We start from the raw sequence: 19,211 nt of genomic DNA, 5'->3' as shown, positions 1-19,211 counted from the left end.
GCAAACTCTCACGCGCACGCGGCGTGTCGGTGCGCAAACACGGTCGCTCGCGCGGAAAAAAGAAGGACACTCAGCCGATCAGGACCGCGTAGCGCGGCTTGATCACGTCGTCGATGATCGACAGGCGCTCGTCGAACGAGATGAACGCCGACTTCATCGCGTTGATCGTGAACCGCTGCAGATCGCTCCAGCCGTAGCCGAAGGTCTCGACCAGCCGCAGCATCTCCTGGCTCATCGTCGTGTCGCTCATCAGCCGGTTGTCGGTGTTGACGGTGACGCGGAAGCGCAGCCGGGCCAGCAGGTCGAACGGATGCTCGGCGATGCTGGCGACAGCGCCGGTCTGCACATTGGACGAGGGGCACATCTCGAACGGGATTCGCTTGTCGCGCAACAGCGCCGCAAGCCGGCCCAGCTGCGCGGTGCCGTCGGGGGCGACGGTGATGTCGTCGGCGATCCGCACGCCGTGGCCGAGACGGTCGGCGCCGCAGTATGCGATCGCCTCGTGGATCGACGGCAGACCGAACGCCTCGCCCGCGTGAATCGTGAAGCGCGCGTTGTTTCCTCGCATGTACTCGAACGCGTCGAGGTGGCGTGTGGGCGGGTGGCCGGCTTCTGCGCCCGCGATGTCGAAACCGACCACGCCCTTGTCGCGGAACCGGATCGCCAGTTCGGCGATCTCCAGAGAGCGTGCCGCGTGCCGCATCGCGGTCACCAGACAGCGCACGGTGATGGTCCGTCCTTCGGCGCTGGCCGCCTTCTCACCGTCGGCGAATCCGGCCATCACCGCGTCGACGACGGCGTCCAGCGACAGTCCGCCGTCGATGTGCAGTTCGGGCGCGAAGCGGATCTCGGCGTAGACGACGTTGTCGGCGGCCAGGTCCTCGACGCATTCGTAGGCCACCCGGTGAAGCGCCTCGGGGGTCTGCATGACGCCGACGGTGTGGGCGAACGGCTCGAGATAGCGCACCAGCGAACCGCTGTGCGCGGCGGTGCGGAAGAACGTCGCCAGCTCGTCGACGTCGGTGGCCGGAAGGTCGTCGTATCCGGTCGCCTCGGCCAGCTCGAGGACGGTCGCCGGGCGCAGCCCGCCGTCCAGGTGGTCGTGCAGCAGCGCCTTGGGCGCTTGCCTGATCGAGTCCAGCGTCAGCGGCGTCGTCATCTCGCTCTCCGGTTCTAGTCTCCGCTCGTGATTCGGTCGATGATCAGTGGACGCGGCGGCGGTGCGGCGTCGCCGACGGCCCAGTTGCCGTCCAGTTCGGCGATCGCCCCCTCGAAACGGTCGGGGGTCTCGGTGTAGAGCGTGAACAGCGGCTCCCCGGCGCTCACCGGTTCGCCCACCCGCCGGTGGATGTACATCCCGGCGCCCGGCTGGACCCGCTCACCAGGAGCGGAGCGGCCCGCTCCGAGCCGCCACACCGCCAGACCCACCGCCATCGCGTCGATGCTCTCCATCCTGCCATCGCGCGGCGCCGTGATGGTCTCGGTGTGGGGGCCGACGGGCAGGTCCCCTGCCAGATCACCGCCCTGCGCGGCGACGAGTTCGCGGAAACGGTCCATCGCCGAGCCGTCCTGAAGGGTCTGGGCCGGGTCCACACTGTCGAGGCCCGCGGCGTCCAGCATCTCGGCGGCCAGCGTCAGCGTGAGCTCCACCACGTCCGGCGGGCCGCCGCCGGCGAGCACCTCCAGCGATTCGGCCACCTCCACCGCATTGCCCACGGCGCGGCCCAGCGGCGTGGACATGTCGGTCAGCACCGCCCGGGTGGCCACGCCGTGCGCGGTACCCAGTTCGACCATCGTGCGGGCCAGTTCCCGCGATTCCTCCTCCGTCTTCAGAAAGGCGCCCGAACCGACCTTGGTGTCGAGCACCAGGGCATCAACGCCCTCGGCGATCTTCTTGCTCATCACCGAGCTCGCGATCAGCGGCAGCGACTCCGTGGTCGCCGTGATGTCGCGCAGCGCGTAGATCTTCCGGTCGGCGGGAGCCAGCTCACCCGCGGCGAATATCGCAGCGCCTAAGTCGCAAAGCTGTTGGCGGATCTGATGTTTCGAGATCTCTGCGGTGAACCCCGCAATGGACTCGAGCTTGTCGAGCGTGCCGCCGGTGTGGCCGAGTCCGCGGCCGGCGGCCTGCGGCACCGCGCCGCCGCAGGCCATCACCACGGGCACCAGCGGGATGGTGATCTTGTCCCCCACACCACCGGTGGAGTGCTTGTCCACCAACGCCAGAGGCTTACCGCCCCGGCGAAGATCGCTGAAGTCCAGCCGCTCGCCGGAGTTGACCATCGCCGCCGTCCAACGAGCGATCTCGGCCGGAGACATACCGCGCAGGAAGATCGCCATCAGCAACGCCGACATCTGCTCGTCGGCCACGCGGCCGTGGGTGTAGGCGTCGACCACCCAGTCGATCGCCGCGCCCGAAAGGGCCCCGCCGTCGCGCTTGGTCCGGATGACCGACGGTGCATCAAATGTGAACTGCGTCACGGAGTTTCCCCGCCTCCCGACCGGCCACGCCGGGCGAGGTCCTGCGGCCCGAACGCGTCGGGCAACAGATCGGCCAGCGGCCGCGGTCCGCTCGGATGGTCGATCAGCATCTCGGGGCCGCCGTGTTCGAGCAGCACCTGACGGCACCGACCGCACGGCATGAGCAGTTCCCCCGCCGCGTCGACGCACGACAGCGCGATCAGGCGTCCACCGCCGCTCGAATGCAGGTCGCAGACCACCGCGCACTCCGCGCAGAGACCAAGACCATATGAGACATTTTCCACATTGCAACCAGTCACCACACGCCCGTCGTCGACCAGGGCGGCCGCGCCCACCGCGAAGCCCGAATACGGGGCGTAAGCGTTCTCAGATACTTCTGTTGCCTTGCGGCGCAACGTTTTCCAGTTGATCTCCAACATCGTCCCACCCTCGCCAGGCCGGTTCTGAATGCATTCCGATGCCGCCTCCGCGGAGCCGGAACCCGGAATAGGCAACCCTAACTTCGGCGTTTTTCAAGACATCGACGGCTAAACCGTAGTTCGTTTAGCAGTACAACTGGGTTTAGAGTCGCCCCGAGGTTTGGGTGAAGTGCGCCAACCGGAACCGACCGCCAGGAAGGAACCTGCCGCCCGGTGCAGCTCCGAAGCCCAATCGTCCACCGAAGGCGTTGGAGGCCAGATGAGTACTGCGACACCCGAGAGCCCAGCTGCTCCACGATCGCGACCGTCGCGCAGACGGACCCTCTACCGCGGCGATCCCGGGATGTGGTCATGGGTCCTGCACCGCATCACCGGTGCGACGATCTTCTTCTTCTTGTTCGTCCACGTGCTCGACACGGCGCTGGTGCGGGTCAGCCCGCAGGCCTATAACGAGGTCATCGAGACCTACAAGACTCCGCTGATCGGGCTGATGGAGATTGGGCTGGTCGTCGCCGTGCTCTACCACGCCCTCAACGGCGTTCGGGTGATCCTCATCGACTTCTGGCAGCACGGCGCGCGCTATCAGCGGCTGATGCTCTGGGTCGTGGTCGGCGTGTTCCTGGCGATCTTCATCCCGTCGCTAGGCGTCATCGGCATGCACATGGCGGAGCGGTTCCTGTGAGCGCGCCAGCCGGCGGGCCGTCGGGAGCCTGGACGCCGCACCACCGCGAGGGCCGCATCGCCCCGGTGATGCAGAAAGAGCACGACAGGCCGGCCGGCCTGGACCACCCGCGAGCACCACGGCGCCCGCGCGGCATCCCCTACTTCGAGAAGTACGCATGGCTGTTCATGCGGTTCTCGGGCGTCGCACTGGTCTTTTTGGCGCTCGGCCACCTTTTCGTGATGTTGATGTGGGAGGACGGGGTCTACCGCATCGACTTCAACTACGTCGCCCAGCGCTGGGCGTCGCCGTTCTGGCAGATCTGGGACATGGCGCTGCTGTGGTTGGCCCAGCTGCACGGAGCCAACGGCCTGCGGACCATCATCGGTGACTACGCGCGCAAGAACACCACGAAATTCTGGCTCAACTCGCTGTTGCTGCTGGCGACGGGATTCACGCTGGTGCTGGGCAGCTACGTGCTGGTGACCTTCGACGCGAACATCTCATGAGGGTGAGCTTCACATGATTCAGGAACATCGCTACGACGTCGTGATCGTCGGTGCGGGCGGCGCCGGGATGCGCGCAGCAGTGGAGGCGGGTCCGCGGGCCCGCACCGCGGTGCTGACGAAGCTGTACCCGACGCGCAGCCACACCGGCGCGGCCCAGGGCGGTATGTGTGCCGCGCTGGCCAACGTCGAAGAGGACAACTGGGAGTGGCACACCTTCGACACGGTCAAGGGCGGCGACTACCTCGCCGACCAGGACGCGGTCGAGATCATGTGCAGGGAAGCCATCGACGCGGTGCTGGACCTCGAGAAAATGGGGATGCCGTTCAACCGCACCCCCGAGGGCCGCATCGACCAGCGCCGCTTCGGCGGGCACACCCGCGACCATGGCAAGGCTCCGGTCCGCCGAGCCTGTTACGCCGCCGACCGCACCGGCCACATGATCCTGCAGACGCTGTATCAGAACTGCGTCAAGCACGACGTCGAGTTCTTCAACGAGTTCTACGCGCTCGACATCGCGATCACCGAAACGCAGTCCGGCCCGGTGGCCACCGGCGTCATCGCCTATGAGCTGGCCACCGGCGACATCCACGTCTTCCACGCCAAGGCCATCGTGTTCGCCACCGGCGGGTCGGGCCGGATGTACAAGACGACCTCCAATGCGCACACGCTGACCGGGGACGGCCTCGGCATCATCTTCCGTAAGGGACTTCCCTTGGAGGACATGGAGTTTCACCAGTTCCATCCGACCGGTCTGGCCGGCCTCGGCATCCTGATCTCCGAGGCGGTGCGCGGCGAGGGTGGCCGGTTGTTGAACGGTGACGGCGAGCGCTTCATGGAGCGCTACGCGCCGACGATCGTCGACCTGGCACCGCGCGACATCGTCGCCAGGTCGATGGTGCTCGAGGTGCTCGAGGGCCGTGGCGCGGGGCCCAACAAGGACTACGTCTACATCGACGTGCGCCACCTCGGCGAGGACGTGCTCGAGGCCAAGCTGCCCGACATCACCGAATTCGCCCGCACCTACCTGGGCGTCGACCCGGTCAAGGAGCTCGTGCCGGTCTACCCGACGTGTCACTACGTGATGGGCGGCATCCCAACCAATGTCAACGGCCAGGTGCTGCGCGACAACACGACCATCGTCCCCGGGCTGTATGCCGCGGGTGAATGCGCGTGCGTGTCCGTCCACGGCGCCAACCGGCTGGGTACCAACTCGCTGCTGGACATCAACGTGTTCGGCCGTCGCGCGGGCATCGCCGCGGCCAACTACGCACTGGGACATGACCACGTCCCCCTTCCGCAGAATCCGGCGGGCATGGTGGTGGACTGGGTCGGCGACATCCTCTCCGAGCACGGCAACGAGCGCGTCGCTGACATCCGCGGGGCTCTGCAGCAGTCGATGGACAACAATGCCGCGGTGTTCCGCACCGAGGAGACACTCAAACAGGCGCTCACCGACATCCACGCGCTCAAGGAGCGGTACTCGCGAATCACGGTGCACGACAAGGGTAAGCGCTACAACAGCGATCTGCTCGAGGCGATCGAGCTCGGCTTCCTGCTCGAGCTCGCCGAGGTCACCGTCGTTGGGGCGTTGAACCGCAAGGAGTCTCGCGGCGGTCATGCCCGCGAGGACTACCCCAACCGCGACGACACGAACTACATGCGCCACACCATGGCCTACAAGGAGGGCGCGGACCTTCTGTCCGACATCCGGCTGGACTACAAGCCCGTGGTCCAGACGCGCTATGAGCCGATGGAACGGAAGTACTGATCAAATGACCCTAGCGCCTGACGTAAAAGGCCCGGCCACCAAAGATCCCGAGCTGCCGCCCGTGCCCGAGGGCGCGGTGATGGTGACGCTGAAGATCGCGCGGTTCAATCCGGAAGACCCGGACGCCTATGCCGATTCGGGCGGCTGGCAGAGCTTCCGGGTTCCGTGCCTGCCCACCGACCGGCTACTGAACCTGCTGCACTACGTGAAGTGGTACCTGGACGGCACGCTGACGTTCCGGCGGTCGTGCGCGCACGGGGTGTGCGGCTCGGATGCGATGCGGATCAACGGTGTCAACCGGTTGGCCTGCAAGGTGCTGATGCGCGACATGCTGCCGAAGAACCCGAAAAAGCAGCTCACCATCACCATCGAGCCGATCCGCGGGCTACCCGTCGAGAAGGACCTCGTCGTGGACATGGAGCCGTTCTTCGACGCCTACCGCGCGATCAAGCCGTACCTGGTCACCAGCGGCAATCCGCCTACGCGCGAACGGATTCAGAGCCAGACCGACCGGGCCCGCTACGACGACACCACCAAGTGCATCCTGTGCGCCTGCTGCACGACGAGCTGCCCGATCTACTGGAGCGAGGGGTCGTACTTCGGTCCCGCCGCGATCGTCAACGCGCACCGGTTCATCTTCGACAGCCGCGACGAAGCCGCCGCCGAGCGGCTCGACATCCTCAACGAGGTCGACGGGGTGTGGCGCTGCCGCACGACGTTCAACTGCACCGAGTCCTGCCCGCGCGGCATCCAGGTCACTCAGGCCATCCAGGAGGTCAAGCGCGCGCTGATGTTCGCGCGCTGATAGCGAACCGAAGCGCTCCTTTCGCCGTTGTTTCCACTACAACCCCCGAGAGGAGCGCAGTGTCGATACTGTCCTGGCAGCCCGTCGCCGACGGCGTGGCGCGCCTGTTCGCCCGAACCTTCAACACCGAGCCCAAGCCGGGCGTGCGATTCGGAGACATCGAGGGCGATACGAGCACCGACGTCGTCGCGACCCGGCACGGACCCACCGCGGTGACGATCTACCGGCCACCGCCCTCGGCAACACCGGGCCCCGGCGTCTACGTCAACATCCACGGCGGTGGTTTCGTCGCCGGCCATCCGGAGCAGGACGACCCGTGGTGTCGCTACCTGGCCGCGCACGCCGGGGTGGTCGTCGTCAACACCGACTATGTACTCGCGCCCGGCCACCGGTTCCCCACCGCGGCGCAACAATTGCTCGACGTGGTGCGGTGGGCGGCCGCCGAGGAACGGGACTGGGTTGGCAGCCGGTTGTGCGTCGGCGGACAGAGCGCCGGCGGCAACCTGTCGGCCGCGGTCAGCCGGATGGCCCTCGAAGAAGGGGGCCCGGCGATCGCGCTGCAGGTGCTGCACTATGCGCCGCTGGACCTGGTGACACCGGCTGCGGAGAAGCGCTCTCCGCTGGGTCGTGACGCCATGCTCAAACCGTGGATGGCTGAGGTCTTCGACACGGCCTACATTCCGCGGCGCGAGGACCGCACTCACCGGTTCGCCTCGCCGGCGTGGGGGTCCAACGCCGACGACCTCGCCGGGATCGCCCCCGCGGTCGTCATCACCACCGAGTTCGACATCCTCCGCGACGAAGGCGTCCGGTACGCCGCCAAGTTGGACGCCGCGGGCTCGCTGGTGCGCCATCACGATGTCGTCGGCGTCGACCACGGCTACAACGTCCGAAGCGACAACACCGACGTGACGCGGCGCATGTACGACGTGCTCGTGGACCACGTGCGCGACGCGACCGCTCCGCGGACCTGACCGCGAATCCGCCGCGGGCGGTCACACATCGGCGGGCTGTCTCGTCTAACCGGTATGACCGAGAACGCACAGAAAACACGTATCGAACCCCTGCCCCCGCAACGCGCCTCGCTGCTGACCAAGCTCCTGTACCGGGTGGCCAAGCGCCGGTTCGGCGAGGTCCCCGAGCCCTTCGCCGTCGCGGCGCATCACCCCCGGTTGATGATCGCCAACGTCGTGCACGAAGGCATGCTGCAGTCGGGATCCAAGAAGCTACCCACGAGCGTCCGCGAGCTCGCGGTGTTCTGGGCCGCACGGACGGTCGGATGCTCGTGGTGCGTCGACTTCGGCGCAATGCTGCAACGCCTCGACGGCCTCGACGTCGACCGCCTCAAGCACATCGACGAGTACGCGACATCGCCGCTGTTCTCCGACGACGAGCGCGCGGCGATCGCCTACGCCGACGCGATGACCGGCGATCCGCACACCATCACCGACGAACAGGTCGACGACCTTCGCCAACGGTTCGGCGACGACGGTGTCATCGAGTTGACGTATCAGATCGGTGTCGAGAACATGCGGGCACGGATGTACTCGGCGCTGGGCATCACCGAGCAGGGCTTCGGCTCTGGCGACGCGTGCCGGGTTCCGTGGGCTTCCGACGAGCGCTTGCGCGAGGAGACGACGGCTACCGACGAGCCCTCAGCGGCGAACCGGTGAACTTGTCCGGGTTGGCGATATCCCATATCGCGCAGACCTTGCCGTCGCGCACGGTCATCGCGGTGACCCGCGGCATCATCTCCGGATAGCCGTCGCGGGCCGGCGATCCCGGCGTCCAGCTGCCGAACTGGCCGTTGATCAGCGCAGGCACACCCGCCTCGAGCCAGGACGGTCCATAGCGGCGGGCCAGCCCGAACAGGAACCGAGCCACTTTCTCCGGTCCGCGGATGACGCGCGGCGCGGTCGGCGCTCTGCGGTTCGAGTCCCCGGTGAAGGTGACATCGGGATGAAGCAGTGCCACAACGGCTTCCATGTCACCGTCGGCGAGCGCCGCCATCAGCGCACCCGCCACCTCGTTGTGGGCGTCATCGGGTACTGGCGGCGGAGCGTCCGCGACGGCACGCCGGGCCCGCGAGGCCAGCTTCCGCGCCGCCGCCTCGCTGACACCGAGCACGTCGGCGACCTCGCCGAACGGCACCGAGAAGCCGTCGTGCAGCACGAACGCCACCCGCTGATCCGGGTTGAGCCGTTCGAGCACCACCATGGCGGCGAACCGGGCGTCCTCGCCGGCGACCACCGACGCCAACGGGTCATCGCCGTCCAGCGCAGTGACGACCGGCTCCGGAAGCCATTCCCCGACATAGGTTTCGCGCCGATGCGCCGCCGAACGAAGCCGGTCCAGGCCCAACCGGCTGACCACCGTCGTCAGCCATGCCCGCAGGTCCTTGATCGACTCGTGGTGGGCGCCGTTCCAGCGCAACCAGGCATCCTGCACGATGTCCTCGGCGTCGGCCACCGTGCCCGTGAGCCGGTAGGCGACGGACAACAGGTGCGGCCGCAGCTCCTCGAACTCGTCGACCCGCGCGCTGGCGGTCATTCGGTCAGCCTAGTGCGCCAACACTTCCAGCGTGGCGTGCCCGCCGCGGTGCATGTCGCTTGCTAGGTTCGACCCCGTCATAGCCGGACTTATCGAGGGGACGCCGTTGATCGAGATGCGGGCAGCGCTGCTGCTGGCGACGGGACTGATTGCGGTACCGGGGATCCCGATGGCCGCCGCGGCAATGGTCGAAGACGACGCCTGGCAGCCGAGTTCCGAAACGACGGTGCTGACCAGCGAGGACGGCAACGAGATCTCCGTCGCCGGCCCTGCGGGCTGGGATGCCCGCGAATTCGGCAACGGGGTCGGCTACCGCTCCGGTGACGAGCTGGTCATCGTGCAGGTCTTCGACCGGGGAGGCCGAGACGTCGACGCGGTTGCGCGGCGGCTCATGCGGGCCGACCGCATCACCGGTTCCAGCGCCGCGATGACAGGCGAAATCGTCACGACCGCCGACGGCACCCTCACCGGTGTGGGATGTGAGCTCGTCGCGGAGGACCGGCTGGGCGAATGCGCCTTCCTGGCCGACGACGACGTGATCGTGTGGGTTCAGACCCTGGGCACGGCCGACCAGCCCGCACCGCCGCTGGACCTCGTGGTGGCACCGATCGGAAGGGAACTGCCGTGAGTGACCAGACGGTGCCGCAACGGCGTCCTGTGGTGTACCGACCCGAGTCCGCGGTGTTCTGGGTGTTCGTGGTGGCGCTGATTCTCGGAACGCTCGCGCTGCTCGACGATTCCGGCCCGGTCATCCGTGCGACGCTCGACGCCAACATCGCCCTGTCGTGGCTATGGCTGCTGTTCATCGCGTTCATGGTGTGGCTGATCTTCCGGTTCGACCCGTTTCGTAGTGGGCGGCGTTATCCGCAGGCCCTCGTGGCGGGCTTCGCACTGGGCGGCACCGCAGCTGTGGCGATGGCGATGAGCGGCAACGGTGGTCTCGGCCAATTGTGGAGCATGGTGCTGGCGCCGGAGACGTTCACCGACTGGGAGGCCGCGCTCACCGCACCCATCATCGAGGAAGCGTCCAAGGCGTTGTGCGCGGCGGTGGTGCTGGTGCTGGGTGCCCATGTGTTGAACCGCATTTCGCATGCGCTGATGGTCGGGATGTTCGTCGGCTTCGGTTTCGACCTGATGGAAGACCTGTCCTACGCGGCGAACAGCGCGCTCCAGGACCTCGACTCGGATATGGCCGGTGCGGGTGGAAACCTCGTCGTGCGGTTCTTCACCGCCGTGCCGGCGCACTGGACCTATACGGCGCTGACATCGGTGGGCGTGCTGCTGTTGCTGCCGTCGTTCCGCGACCGCGAGCGATGGTCGACCGGGCGGCGGCTGGCCATCGCGTGCGGACTGCTTCTGAGCGGCCCGCTGCTGCACTTCACCTGGAACGCACCGGGTCCGGTGGCGGCGATGCCGCTCAAGATGCTCGGCAGCCTGGCGTTCTTCCTCATCGTCGCGGCCTTGTTGCTACGTGACGAGCGGCGCTGGGTGATCGCCCGCATCGAGGCCGGCCGCGCCAGCGGCGAACTCGCCACCATCGGCGAAGACGTTCTGGATTCGCTGCCGACGCGACGCCGCCGCCGCGCCCTGCGCAAGTCGGCCAAACGGTCCGGTGGCCGCGCCGCGGCCAAAGCGGTCAAGGCCCAGCAGCGCGCCGCCCTCGACCGTATCCAGGGCTACGGCGAGACTACGGTTTCTGACGAATTCGGCTCGGATTCCGTCAGAAACAGCACTCTCGGCGCAGCGCGAAACGGTTAGCGCTTGGCGAAAACCGTGCGGTGCCACTCTTTTTCGGCAACCCCGGTGATGTCACTCATCACGTGCTTGACGGCGAGGTACTCCTCGAGCGAGTAGTCGCTCATGTCCTTGCCGAACCCGGAGGCCCCGACGCCGCCGTGCGGCATCTCGCTGATGATCGGGATGTGGTCGTTGATCCACACGCAGCCGGCCTTGATCTCCCGCGACGCCCGTTGCGCGCGGTAGACGTCGCGGGTCCACGCTGAGGCCGCCAAGCCGTACGCGGTGTCGTTGGCCTGCCGCAGCGCGTCGTCGTCGTCGGTGAACGAGCGCACCGTGAGGACCGGTCCGAAGATCTCGTCGCGATACACCTCGGACCGCTCTTCGACGTCGGCGATCACGGTCGGCAGATAGAACGAACCCGGCCGGTCGGGGGCCGACCCGCCGCACACGATCCGTCCGCCCTCCCCCGGCGCCCGCTCGACCATGCCGGCCACCTTCGCCCGGTGCGCCATTGAGATCAGCGGTCCGAGGTCGGTGTCCGGGTCCTGTGGGTCGCCGACGACGACCTTGGAGAACACCTCGGCAACGCCCGCGACGAAATCGTCGTAGAGCTCGCGCGCGACGATCGCCCGCGTCGCCGCCGTGCAGTCCTGACCGGTGTTGATCAGCGCGCCGGCCGCAGCGCCCTGGACGGCGGCGTCGAGATCTGCGTCGTCGAACACCACGAACGGCGCCTTGCCGCCGAGCTCGAGCTGCACCCGGTGGCCGTGCACCGCCGCCGCAGCCATCACCTTGCGGCCCACGGGCGTCGACCCGGTGAAGGTCACGACGTCGACGTCGCGGTGGCCGGCCAGCGCCGTGCCGACCTCGCCGCCGAGTCCTGTGACCACATTGAAGACGCCGTCGGGCAGGCCCGCCTCCTTGGCGAGGCGCGCGAGCGTCAACGTGGTCAACGGTGTCAACTCACACGGTTTGATCACCACCGAACAGCCGGCGGCCAACGCGGGCAATACTTTCCACACCGCCATCTGCAACGGATAGTTCCACGGCGTGATGGTGGCGACCACACCGACCGCCTCACGCCGGATGCTCGAGGTGTGATCGGCGGAATACTCGGCGCTCGCCTTGCCTTCCAGGTGGCGCGCCGCGCCGGCGAAGAAGTCGATGTTGTCGACGCTGCCGGGCACGTCGAATTCGGCGGCCAGCCGCACCGGCTTACCGGTCTGGCTGACCTCCTCGGCGACCAGTGCCTCCGCGCTCTCGCCCGCCAGGTGCGCCAGCTTGAACAGGACAGCCGAGCGGTCCGCTGGCGTGGCGGTGGACCATTCGGTCAACGCCGCGCGGGCCGAGGCCACCGCGGTGTCCACGTCGGCGGGCGTGCCCAACGCGTATTCGGCGACGGCCTGCCCGGTCGCGGGGTCGGTGACCCGGTGGGCGGGTCCGCCGGTCGCCACCGCGGCGCCGTCGATCCAGCTGCCCGCCACACTGGCGGAAACGGATGTCGCAGTCATGGCCATACGCTAACGGACCCCTACGCTTTCCCATAGCCGAGCCGGGCCCGAACGAGTGATTTCATGGCTGTGGTTGCCTCTGACGACGAATTCCGTGCACAATCACTGGCATGCCTACTCCGGGTGCGACGCACGGCCTCGGCCCCGTTTCGTTCCGACTCAACCAGTCCCGTCCCGGCGCCGCGTTTCCGCTCGACGACTTGAGCAAGCAGATCATCGAGAAGCTGCAGCAGGACGGCCGCCGCTCGTATGCGGGCATCGGCAAGTCGGTCGGGTTGTCCGAGGCCGCCGTCCGGCAGCGGGTGCAACGCATGGTCGACGCCGGTGTCATGCAGATCGTCGCCGTCACCGATCCCATGCAACTGGGTTTCGCCCGCCAGGCGATGATCGGGATCCGCTGCACCGGCGACACGACCAAGGTGGCCGAAAAGCTGGCCGCCATCGATTCCGTCGACTACGTGGTGCTCACCGCCGGATCCTTCGACGCCATCGTCGAGGTGGTCTGCGAGGACGACGACGACCTGCTCGACCTGCTCAACACCCAGATCCGAGCGCTGCCGGGAGTGATATCCACCGAGACACTCGTTTACCTGAAACTCGTCAAGCAGCAATACAATTGGGGCACTCGATGACTTCAACCCTTTCGGCCGACCTCGGCGCGAAAGCCAACCGTCACCTGTGGGGTCACTTCGCCCGGCACGGCGCCGGCATCACTCCGCCGATCATCACACGCGGTGAGGGTGTCACGATCTGGGACAGCACCGGCAAGAGCTACATCGACGGGCTGTCAGGGCTTTTCGTGGTCCAGGTCGGGCACGGCCGCCAGGAATTGGCCGAGGCCGCCGCCAAACAGGCCGAGCAGTTGGCATTCTTCCCGCTGTGGTCTTACGCCACGCCGACCGCGATCGAACTCGCCGAACGCGTCGCCGGTTACGCACCCGGCGATCTGAACCGGGTGTTCTTCACCACCGGTGGCGGCGAAGCCGTCGAGTCGGCGTGGAAACTGGCCAAGAACTATTTCAAGCTGACCGGCAAACCCGGTAAGCACAAGGTGGTTTCGCGTTCCATCGCCTATCACGGCACACCGCAGGGGGCGCTGGCGATCACCGGGTTGCCGGTGTTCAAGGCACCGTTCGAGCCGCTGACACCGGGCGGCTTCCGGGTGCCCAACACGAACTTCTACCGCGCCCCCGCGCCGTACCAGGGCGACGAGAAGGCGTTCGGACAGTACTGCGCCGACCGCATCGCCGAAGCCATCGAATTCGAGGGCCCCGACACCGTCGCGGCCGTCTTCCTCGAACCGGTGCAGAACGCGGGCGGCTGCTTCCCGCCGCCGCCAGGGTATTTCGAGCGGGTCCGGGAGATCTGCGACGAGTACGACGTGCTGCTGGTGTCCGACGAGGTCATCTGCGCATACGGCCGGATCGGGTCGATGTTCGCCTGTGACGACTTCGGCTACGTCCCCGACATCATCACCTGCGCAAAGGGTTTGACGTCCGGCTACTCGCCGATCGGTGCGATGGTCGCCAGCGACCGGTTGTTCGAGCCGTTCAACGACGGCAAGACCATGTTCGCGCACGGCTACACCTTCGGCGGGCATCCGGTGTCGTCGGCGGTGGCGCTGGCCAATCTCGACATCTTCGAACGCGAGGGGCTCAACGACCACGTCAAGGAGAACGCGCCGAGATTCCGGGCCACCCTCGAGCAGTTGTACGACCTGCCGATCGTCGGCGACGTTCGCGGCGAGGGCTACTTCTACGGCATCGAACTGGTCAAGGACAAAGCCACCAAGGAGACCTTCAACGACGAGGAGTCCGAGCGGATGCTGCGCGGGTTCCTGACCCCCGCCCTCTTCGAGGCCGGCCTGTACTGCCGCGCTGATGACCGCGGCGATCCGGTCGTCCAGTTGGCCCCGCCTCTGATCAGCGGCCAGAAGGAATTCGACGCGATCTACCAGATCATGCGCGACGTGCTCGCCGAAGCCGGCCGCCGCATCTGAGTTTGCGCGAGACTGGCGGCGTGTCCACCGAGCCGAAGCCCAAGAAGCCGCCGATCGATCCCGTCCGCTGGCAGCCGCCGCCCGTCGATCCGCTTCCAGATCTGCCGTCGGCCGACCTGACCGTCGTCAACGTGCCCGGCAACGCGCCCGAGGACGTGGTGGTCGACGCCGAGGGCGCCATCTGGGCAGGCCTCGACGACGGCCGCATCGTTCGCATCGCGCCCGCTGGTGGCGACCCGGTCGTCGTCGCCACCACCGAGGGCCGGCCGCTGGGCATGCACGTCGCGCATGACGGCCGGATCCTGGTCTGCACCAGCCCCGGCGGCCTGATGTCGATGGACCCATCAAGCGGTACGGTGCAGACGCTCGTGGCTGAAGTCGACGACCGGCGACTGATGTTCTGCTCGAACGTCACCCAATCACCGGATGGCACAATCTATTTCACCGAGTCGACGAGCGCGTTCGACTACGCCCACTTCAAGGGCGCGGTGATGGAGGCGCGCCCGCGCGGCAGCCTGTTCCGCCGCGATGCGGACGGCACCGTGCTCACCGCGGTGGCGGGGCTGTATTTCGCCAACGGTGTCACCCCGACCGCCGACGGGTCGGCGTTGGTGTTCGCCGAGACGATGGGGCGCCGGCTGTCGAAGTTCTGGCTCACCGGCGAGCGCGCCGGGTCGGTGACCCCGCTTCGGGCGAACCTGCCCGGCCATCCCGACAACCTGTCCACCGGCGCCGACGGCCGCATCTGGTGTGCGATGGTCTCACCGCTCAACACCGCCGCCGAATGGCTCGCACCGCGCTGGCCCGCCCTGCGCAAGTTGTTGTGGAAGCTGCCCGACAAGCTGCAGCCCCAGATCAAGCCCGAGGTGTGGGCGGTGGCGTTCGATCCCGACACCGGTGACGTCGTCGCGGGCATCCGCTGCGAGCATCCGCACTTCGGCATGGTGACCGGTCTGGTCGAATCCGAGGGCCGGCTGTGGATGGGCAGCATCGGGTTCCCCGCCGTCGCGCACGTCGACGTCGCGTCGCTGTCGATCCGCTAAGTCACAAATGAAACTCAAGTAACACCAGTCACAGCGCGCCTACGCGCGATCCGCCCTTTCGCGGCTTAATGTGCGGTCACGATGGCGAAGTTTCGAAATCCGCTGCACCGCGCCGCCGTACTGGCCACCGCCTTGTTCGTGGCCGCGGGACCGGCCGTGGCAAGCGCGCAGCCGCCGGCCGCCCCCGAGGCGAGCGCATGCCCGTACCGCGAGGTGACGCCGCCCGCGGTCGACGCATCCGAGGTGCCCAAACCGGGTCAGGCGCCGCCCGCGCCGCTGCCGGTGCCGGCCACGCCGATGGGTGGCGAGAAGCTCTCCGGCTGCGGAGTCATCACCGCGCCGGGCACCCCGCCACTACCCAACGACATCTCGGCCGAGGCGTGGCTGGTGGCCGACCTCGACTCCGGAGACGTCATCGCCGCCAAGGATCCGCACGGCAGGCACCGGCCCGCCAGCATCGTCAAGGTGCTGACCGCCATGGCGGCGATCAAGGAGCTGCCGCTGCACAAGGTCGTTCCCGGCACCGCCGAGGACGCCGCCCAGGAGGGCACCAAGGTCGGGGTCGGCGAGGGCGGCCACTATTCGATCAACGACCTGCTGCACGGGCTGCTGATGTACTCGGGCAACGACGCCGCGTTCGCACTGGCCCGCCAGATGGGCGGCTGGGACGCCACGCTGCACAAGCTCAACGACCTGGCCCGCAAGCTGGGCGGCCTCGACACCCGCGTCGCCACGCCGTCCGGGCTCGACGGTCCCGGCATGAGCACCTCGGCCTACGACATGGCGCTGTTCTATCGATATGCCTGGCGCAACCCGGTTTTCAGCGACATCGTGTTGACCCGCGCATTCGACTTCCCCGGCCGCGGCGACGTCGGCTACCCCATCGAGAACGACAACAAGCTCCTGCTCAACTATCCCGGCGCGATGGGCGGTAAGACCGGCTATACCGACGACGCCGGCCAGACGTTCGTCGGCGCCGCCGACCGCGACGGCCGCCGACTGGTCGCCGTGCTCCTCAAGGGCACCCGCCAACCGATCGCACCCTGGGAGCAGGCCGCGCATCTCCTCGACTACGGCTTCGCCACGGCGCCGGGCACCAGCGTCGGCACACTGATCGAGCCCGACCCGTCGTTGCTCGGAACCAAGCCGGGCGCCGACGGCACCAACCCCGCGGTCAACGCGGCCCCGATGATGTCGGACATCGACGCGATGCCGGTGCGGGTCGGTGTCGCGGTGGTCGGCAGCATGATCGTGTTCTCGTTGATCATGGGCGCGCGGTCGCTGAACCGGCGCCCGCAGCACTAACCCCAGCGGCGCAACAGCTGCTCCGCCTCGGTGCAGAGCCGTTCGACCACGTCGGCCGCGGAGCGCGTTTCGCGGACCATTCCGACGCCCTGGCCGGCGTTGACGGGCGCCACCGAGTAGTCCTCGGCGGCTGCGGCGGCGGCCAGTACGGCGCGCGCGTCGGCATCGATGAGGTCCTCGCGCCCGTCGAAGCGGTCGACGAACTGGTTGCGTAGCACCCGCTCGGGAAACGTTGTCGGCCAAGGGTAATCGAGAGCAATGTCGAAGACGCGCGTCGTCACAGTATCCTCTCCCGATGCGCGCAGCAGTTGCTCGCGGGCGCCATCGGACGTCGTCGCTTCGGTGCAGGTTATGAACGCCGTACCCAGCCAGGCGCCCGAGGCTCCAGCGGCCAGCACCGCCGCAAGCCCACGGCCCGTGCCGATACCCCCGGCGGCCAGCACGGGCACCGTCACCGCGTCGAGCACCTCCGCGAGCAACGGCAGGGTGCCGATGCGCGCCTCGCCGTGCCCGCCGCCCTCCGCCCCGCGCGCGACGATCACGTCGACACCCGCGTCGGCCGCCCGCCGCGCACCGGTCACATCGGCGACCTGGGCGGCCACCGACACGCCGGCGTCGTGGGCCCGCTGAACCCAGGACCATTCGTCGCCGAAGCTGACGGCCAGCAGCGCGGGCTTCGCGGCGAGCGCCACCTCCAACAGTTCCGGCTCTGCCGCCGTCACCCAGTGCACGAGCCCGATACCGAACGGACGCCCGAGCCCCGACACGTGCGGCAGTTCGGTCGCCAACTTCGCGGCGGTGGCCGAACTCCCCATCCCGACCATGCCGAGGCCGCCCGCCCGGGATACCGCGGCGGCCAGGACCCCGCCCGCGGTGCCGCCCATCGGCGCGTTGACGATCGGCACCTCGAGGCCGATGCGGCGGGACCACGGCGTCGCAAGGGGCACGGATGCGACGTTACCGCTTTGTTACGGTGGGGCGGTCAGCAGTCGACACCGGACGAGCGGCGCCGTACCCGGCCAGCGACAAGACGGCGTTTCGGAGGTGTTGCTTCATGCCCTGGGTCATCCTCATAGCTTCGGGTGCGTTCGAAGCTGTGTGGGCGGTCGCCCTGAGCAAGTCGGAAGGTTTCACCCGCCCGGTTCCGATCACCGTTTTCGTTGTGGCGCTGATCATCTCGATGGGCGGCCTGGGTATCGCCCTGCGAGATCTGCCCGTCGGCACCGGGTATGCAGTGTGGGTGGGCGTGGGCGCCGCGCTCACCGTCGCCTATGCGCTGGCCACCGGCGAGGAGAGCGCGTCACCGATCAAGGTGGCACTGCTGCTCGGCATCATCGGTTGCGTGGTCGGCCTGCAGCTGGTCAGCCAGAATCAATGACGCCGTCGGAGCTTCGAAATCCCTAGCGCGCCAAGCGCTCCCGCCGCCGCAGCGGTCAGCACACCGCTAACCCCGACACCCTCGTGCACCTGCACCCGGGGGGCGATCTGCACGAGCCCGGGCGGCGGGAGCGGTGCGGCCTCCATGTTCTCGATCGACGTGGCCGCCCACGCCGTGGCGAAGAGGATGAGCCGAGCGGTGATGTAGGCGAACACCATCAGGCCGAGAACCGGGCCGAACGTCGCCCCGGCCGGGCCGGTCACCACCGAGCGCAGGTAGATCGACGCCACCTGCTTGAAGACCTCGAACGCGACCGCCGCGAGCAGCCCGGCCCGCATCGCCGAGTGAAAGCTGATCGATTCGCGGGGCAACCGCGCGATGATCCAGGTGAACAGCAGCCAGCTGATCAACACCGAGAACGCCAGCGAGATCACCCGCAGCAGGATGCTCATGCCCGGAACATCGCCCAGCCCAACCCATTCGACGGCCTTGCGGGCCACTCCAGAGCTGCTCACCACGGTCAGCGCGATGGTGGCCGCGATCGCCAGGAACAGGCCGGCGATGGCCGTCAGGTCCGACAACTTCGTGCGCACGAAGCCGGGGGTTTCGCGTCGCATCAGGCCCCACATCTGGCTCAGCGCCTCGCGCAGGTTGGCCATCCAGCCGAGCCCGGCCCATGCCGCGGTGGCCAGCCCGATGATCCCGACCGAGGTGCGGGACTCGATCGCGGAGTCCATCAGTTCGACGAGCTGCGTGGCGACGTCGCCGGACACCGACGCCCGGATCCGGTCCTGAATGTCGGCGAGCAGTTCGGGCTGGCTGACCAGGATGAAACCGCCGATCGCGAATCCGACCATCAACAGCGGGAACATCGCGAAGACCGTGAAGTACGTGATGCCCGCCGCGTAGAAGTCGCCCTTGCTGTCGTTGTAGCGCTCCTGCGCCCGCATGACGTGGTCGAACCATTCGTGCCGCGCGCGCAGCCGGTCGATGAACCCCTTCTTCTCGTCGGGCGCTTCCGGCTCACCCGGAGGTTTCACAA

At 67.9% G+C, this 19,211-nt stretch carries 19 protein-coding genes, 1 pseudogene and 1 riboswitch; of the genes and pseudogenes, 13 read left to right on the top strand and 7 right to left on the bottom strand.

The features are described from left to right. Positions 1-70: 70 nt before the first annotated feature. Genes AU072_RS08545 through AU072_RS08535 form a run of 3 tightly spaced genes read right to left on the bottom strand, consistent with a single transcriptional unit; the run spans position 71 to position 2,900 of the window. The gene (locus tag AU072_RS08545) at positions 71-1,159 is read right to left on the bottom strand and encodes an adenosine deaminase (protein ID WP_064413372.1); all 1,089 of its coding nucleotides are present in this window, start codon (positions 1,157-1,159) and stop codon (positions 71-73) included. 14 nt (positions 1,160-1,173) lie between these two features. Beyond that, positions 1,174-2,481: a thymidine phosphorylase gene (locus AU072_RS08540; RefSeq protein WP_064413371.1), complete on the bottom strand. Its 1,308-nt coding sequence runs from the start codon at positions 2,479-2,481 to the stop codon at positions 1,174-1,176. Then, complete coding sequence (locus AU072_RS08535) at positions 2,478-2,900, bottom strand: cytidine deaminase (RefSeq protein ID WP_064413370.1); 423 nt, start codon at positions 2,898-2,900, stop codon at positions 2,478-2,480. Before AU072_RS08535 ends, AU072_RS08540 begins: the two co-directional genes overlap by 4 nt. A 259-nt stretch (positions 2,901-3,159) precedes the next feature. On the opposite strand from AU072_RS08535, the gene sdhC reads away from it, so the two are divergent. The 6 genes and pseudogenes from sdhC to AU072_RS08505 form a co-directional block, all read left to right on the top strand. Continuing rightward, positions 3,160-3,582: a succinate dehydrogenase, cytochrome b556 subunit gene (gene sdhC, locus AU072_RS08530; protein ID WP_082680787.1), complete on the top strand. Its 423-nt coding sequence runs from the start codon at positions 3,160-3,162 to the stop codon at positions 3,580-3,582. Then, positions 3,579-4,070, top strand: coding sequence for a succinate dehydrogenase hydrophobic membrane anchor subunit (locus tag AU072_RS08525; RefSeq protein WP_174523737.1), 492 nt, complete (start codon positions 3,579-3,581; stop codon positions 4,068-4,070). Before sdhC ends, AU072_RS08525 begins: the two co-directional genes overlap by 4 nt. A 13-nt stretch (positions 4,071-4,083) precedes the next feature. After that, positions 4,084-5,838, top strand: coding sequence for a succinate dehydrogenase flavoprotein subunit (gene sdhA, locus AU072_RS08520; protein WP_064413368.1), 1,755 nt, complete (start codon positions 4,084-4,086; stop codon positions 5,836-5,838). Positions 5,839-5,842: 4 nt separating this feature from the next. Next, positions 5,843-6,643 (top strand): succinate dehydrogenase iron-sulfur subunit, encoded by an 801-nt coding sequence (locus AU072_RS08515; RefSeq protein ID WP_064413367.1) that lies wholly within the window; start codon positions 5,843-5,845, stop codon positions 6,641-6,643. A 59-nt stretch (positions 6,644-6,702) separates the two neighbouring features. Next, positions 6,703-7,617 carry an alpha/beta hydrolase gene (locus AU072_RS08510; RefSeq protein ID WP_082680786.1) on the top strand — a complete coding sequence of 305 codons (915 nt, stop codon included), beginning with the start codon at positions 6,703-6,705 and terminating at the stop codon, positions 7,615-7,617. A 21-nt stretch (positions 7,618-7,638) separates the two neighbouring features. After that, positions 7,639-8,316, top strand: a pseudogene (locus AU072_RS08505) (carboxymuconolactone decarboxylase family protein); the annotation flags it as partial. Here AU072_RS08505 and AU072_RS08500 read toward each other — a convergent pair. Then, positions 8,285-9,193, bottom strand: coding sequence for a sigma-70 family RNA polymerase sigma factor (locus tag AU072_RS08500; RefSeq protein ID WP_064413365.1), 909 nt, complete (start codon positions 9,191-9,193; stop codon positions 8,285-8,287). The pseudogene AU072_RS08505 and the gene AU072_RS08500 sit on opposite strands and share 32 nt — an antisense overlap. A 52-nt stretch (positions 9,194-9,245) precedes the next feature. Between AU072_RS08500 and AU072_RS27955 the strand changes: the two genes are divergently transcribed. Together AU072_RS27955 and AU072_RS08490 are read left to right on the top strand one after the other, a co-directional pair. Further along, complete coding sequence (locus AU072_RS27955; protein WP_133147268.1) at positions 9,246-9,821, top strand: hypothetical protein; 576 nt, start codon at positions 9,246-9,248, stop codon at positions 9,819-9,821. Further along, positions 9,818-10,951 carry a PrsW family intramembrane metalloprotease gene (locus tag AU072_RS08490; RefSeq protein WP_235629851.1) on the top strand — a complete coding sequence of 378 codons (1,134 nt, stop codon included), beginning with the start codon at positions 9,818-9,820 and terminating at the stop codon, positions 10,949-10,951. The genes AU072_RS27955 and AU072_RS08490 overlap by 4 nt, the downstream gene beginning before the upstream one ends. Here AU072_RS08490 and AU072_RS08485 read toward each other — a convergent pair. Further along, positions 10,948-12,444, bottom strand: a complete 1,497-nt coding sequence (locus tag AU072_RS08485; protein WP_064413397.1) for a gamma-aminobutyraldehyde dehydrogenase — start codon at positions 12,442-12,444, stop codon at positions 10,948-10,950. The two genes, AU072_RS08490 and AU072_RS08485, sit on opposite strands and share 4 nt — an antisense overlap. 110 nt (positions 12,445-12,554) lie before the next feature. Here AU072_RS08485 and AU072_RS08480 point away from each other — a divergent pair, with 110 nt between their 5' ends. The 4 genes from AU072_RS08480 (at position 12,555) to AU072_RS08465 (ending at position 16,791) form a co-directional block, all read left to right on the top strand. Further along, entirely contained in the window at positions 12,555-13,076 is a 522-nt protein-coding gene (locus AU072_RS08480) for an Lrp/AsnC family transcriptional regulator (protein WP_064413363.1), read from the top strand. After that, the gene (locus tag AU072_RS08475; protein ID WP_064413362.1) at positions 13,073-14,443 is read left to right on the top strand and encodes an aspartate aminotransferase family protein; all 1,371 of its coding nucleotides are present in this window, start codon (positions 13,073-13,075) and stop codon (positions 14,441-14,443) included. The genes AU072_RS08480 and AU072_RS08475 overlap by 4 nt, the downstream gene beginning before the upstream one ends. Positions 14,444-14,463: 20 nt before the next feature. Beyond that, entirely contained in the window at positions 14,464-15,486 is a 1,023-nt protein-coding gene (locus AU072_RS08470) for an SMP-30/gluconolactonase/LRE family protein (RefSeq protein ID WP_064413396.1), read from the top strand. Positions 15,487-15,567: 81 nt separating this feature from the next. Further along, positions 15,568-16,791: a D-alanyl-D-alanine carboxypeptidase family protein gene (locus AU072_RS08465; protein ID WP_064413361.1), complete on the top strand. Its 1,224-nt coding sequence runs from the start codon at positions 15,568-15,570 to the stop codon at positions 16,789-16,791. On the opposite strand, the gene AU072_RS08460 is transcribed toward AU072_RS08465, so the two are convergent. Further along, entirely contained in the window at positions 16,788-17,738 is a 951-nt protein-coding gene (locus tag AU072_RS08460; RefSeq protein ID WP_064413360.1) for an NAD(P)H-dependent flavin oxidoreductase, read from the bottom strand. The two genes, AU072_RS08465 and AU072_RS08460, sit on opposite strands and share 4 nt — an antisense overlap. A 25-nt stretch (positions 17,739-17,763) precedes the next feature. Further along, positions 17,764-17,831, top strand: a riboswitch (guanidine-III (ykkC-III) riboswitch). Between the two features lie 14 nt (positions 17,832-17,845). Here AU072_RS08460 and AU072_RS08455 point away from each other — a divergent pair. Beyond that, positions 17,846-18,169: a DMT family transporter gene (locus tag AU072_RS08455; protein ID WP_064413359.1), complete on the top strand. Its 324-nt coding sequence runs from the start codon at positions 17,846-17,848 to the stop codon at positions 18,167-18,169. Here the strand turns inward: AU072_RS08455 and yhjD are convergent. Next, positions 18,163-19,209: an inner membrane protein YhjD gene (gene yhjD / locus AU072_RS08450; protein WP_064413358.1), complete on the bottom strand. Its 1,047-nt coding sequence runs from the start codon at positions 19,207-19,209 to the stop codon at positions 18,163-18,165. The two genes, AU072_RS08455 and yhjD, sit on opposite strands and share 7 nt — an antisense overlap. Between the last annotated feature and the right edge of the window lie 2 nt (positions 19,210-19,211).

The organism is Mycolicibacterium novocastrense, from assembly GCF_001499835.1.
Classification (GTDB): domain Bacteria; phylum Actinomycetota; class Actinomycetes; order Mycobacteriales; family Mycobacteriaceae; genus Mycobacterium; species Mycobacterium novocastrense.
Note: the sequence above shows the minus strand (reverse complement) of the source record. Positions and strands in the feature narration are given on the sequence as shown.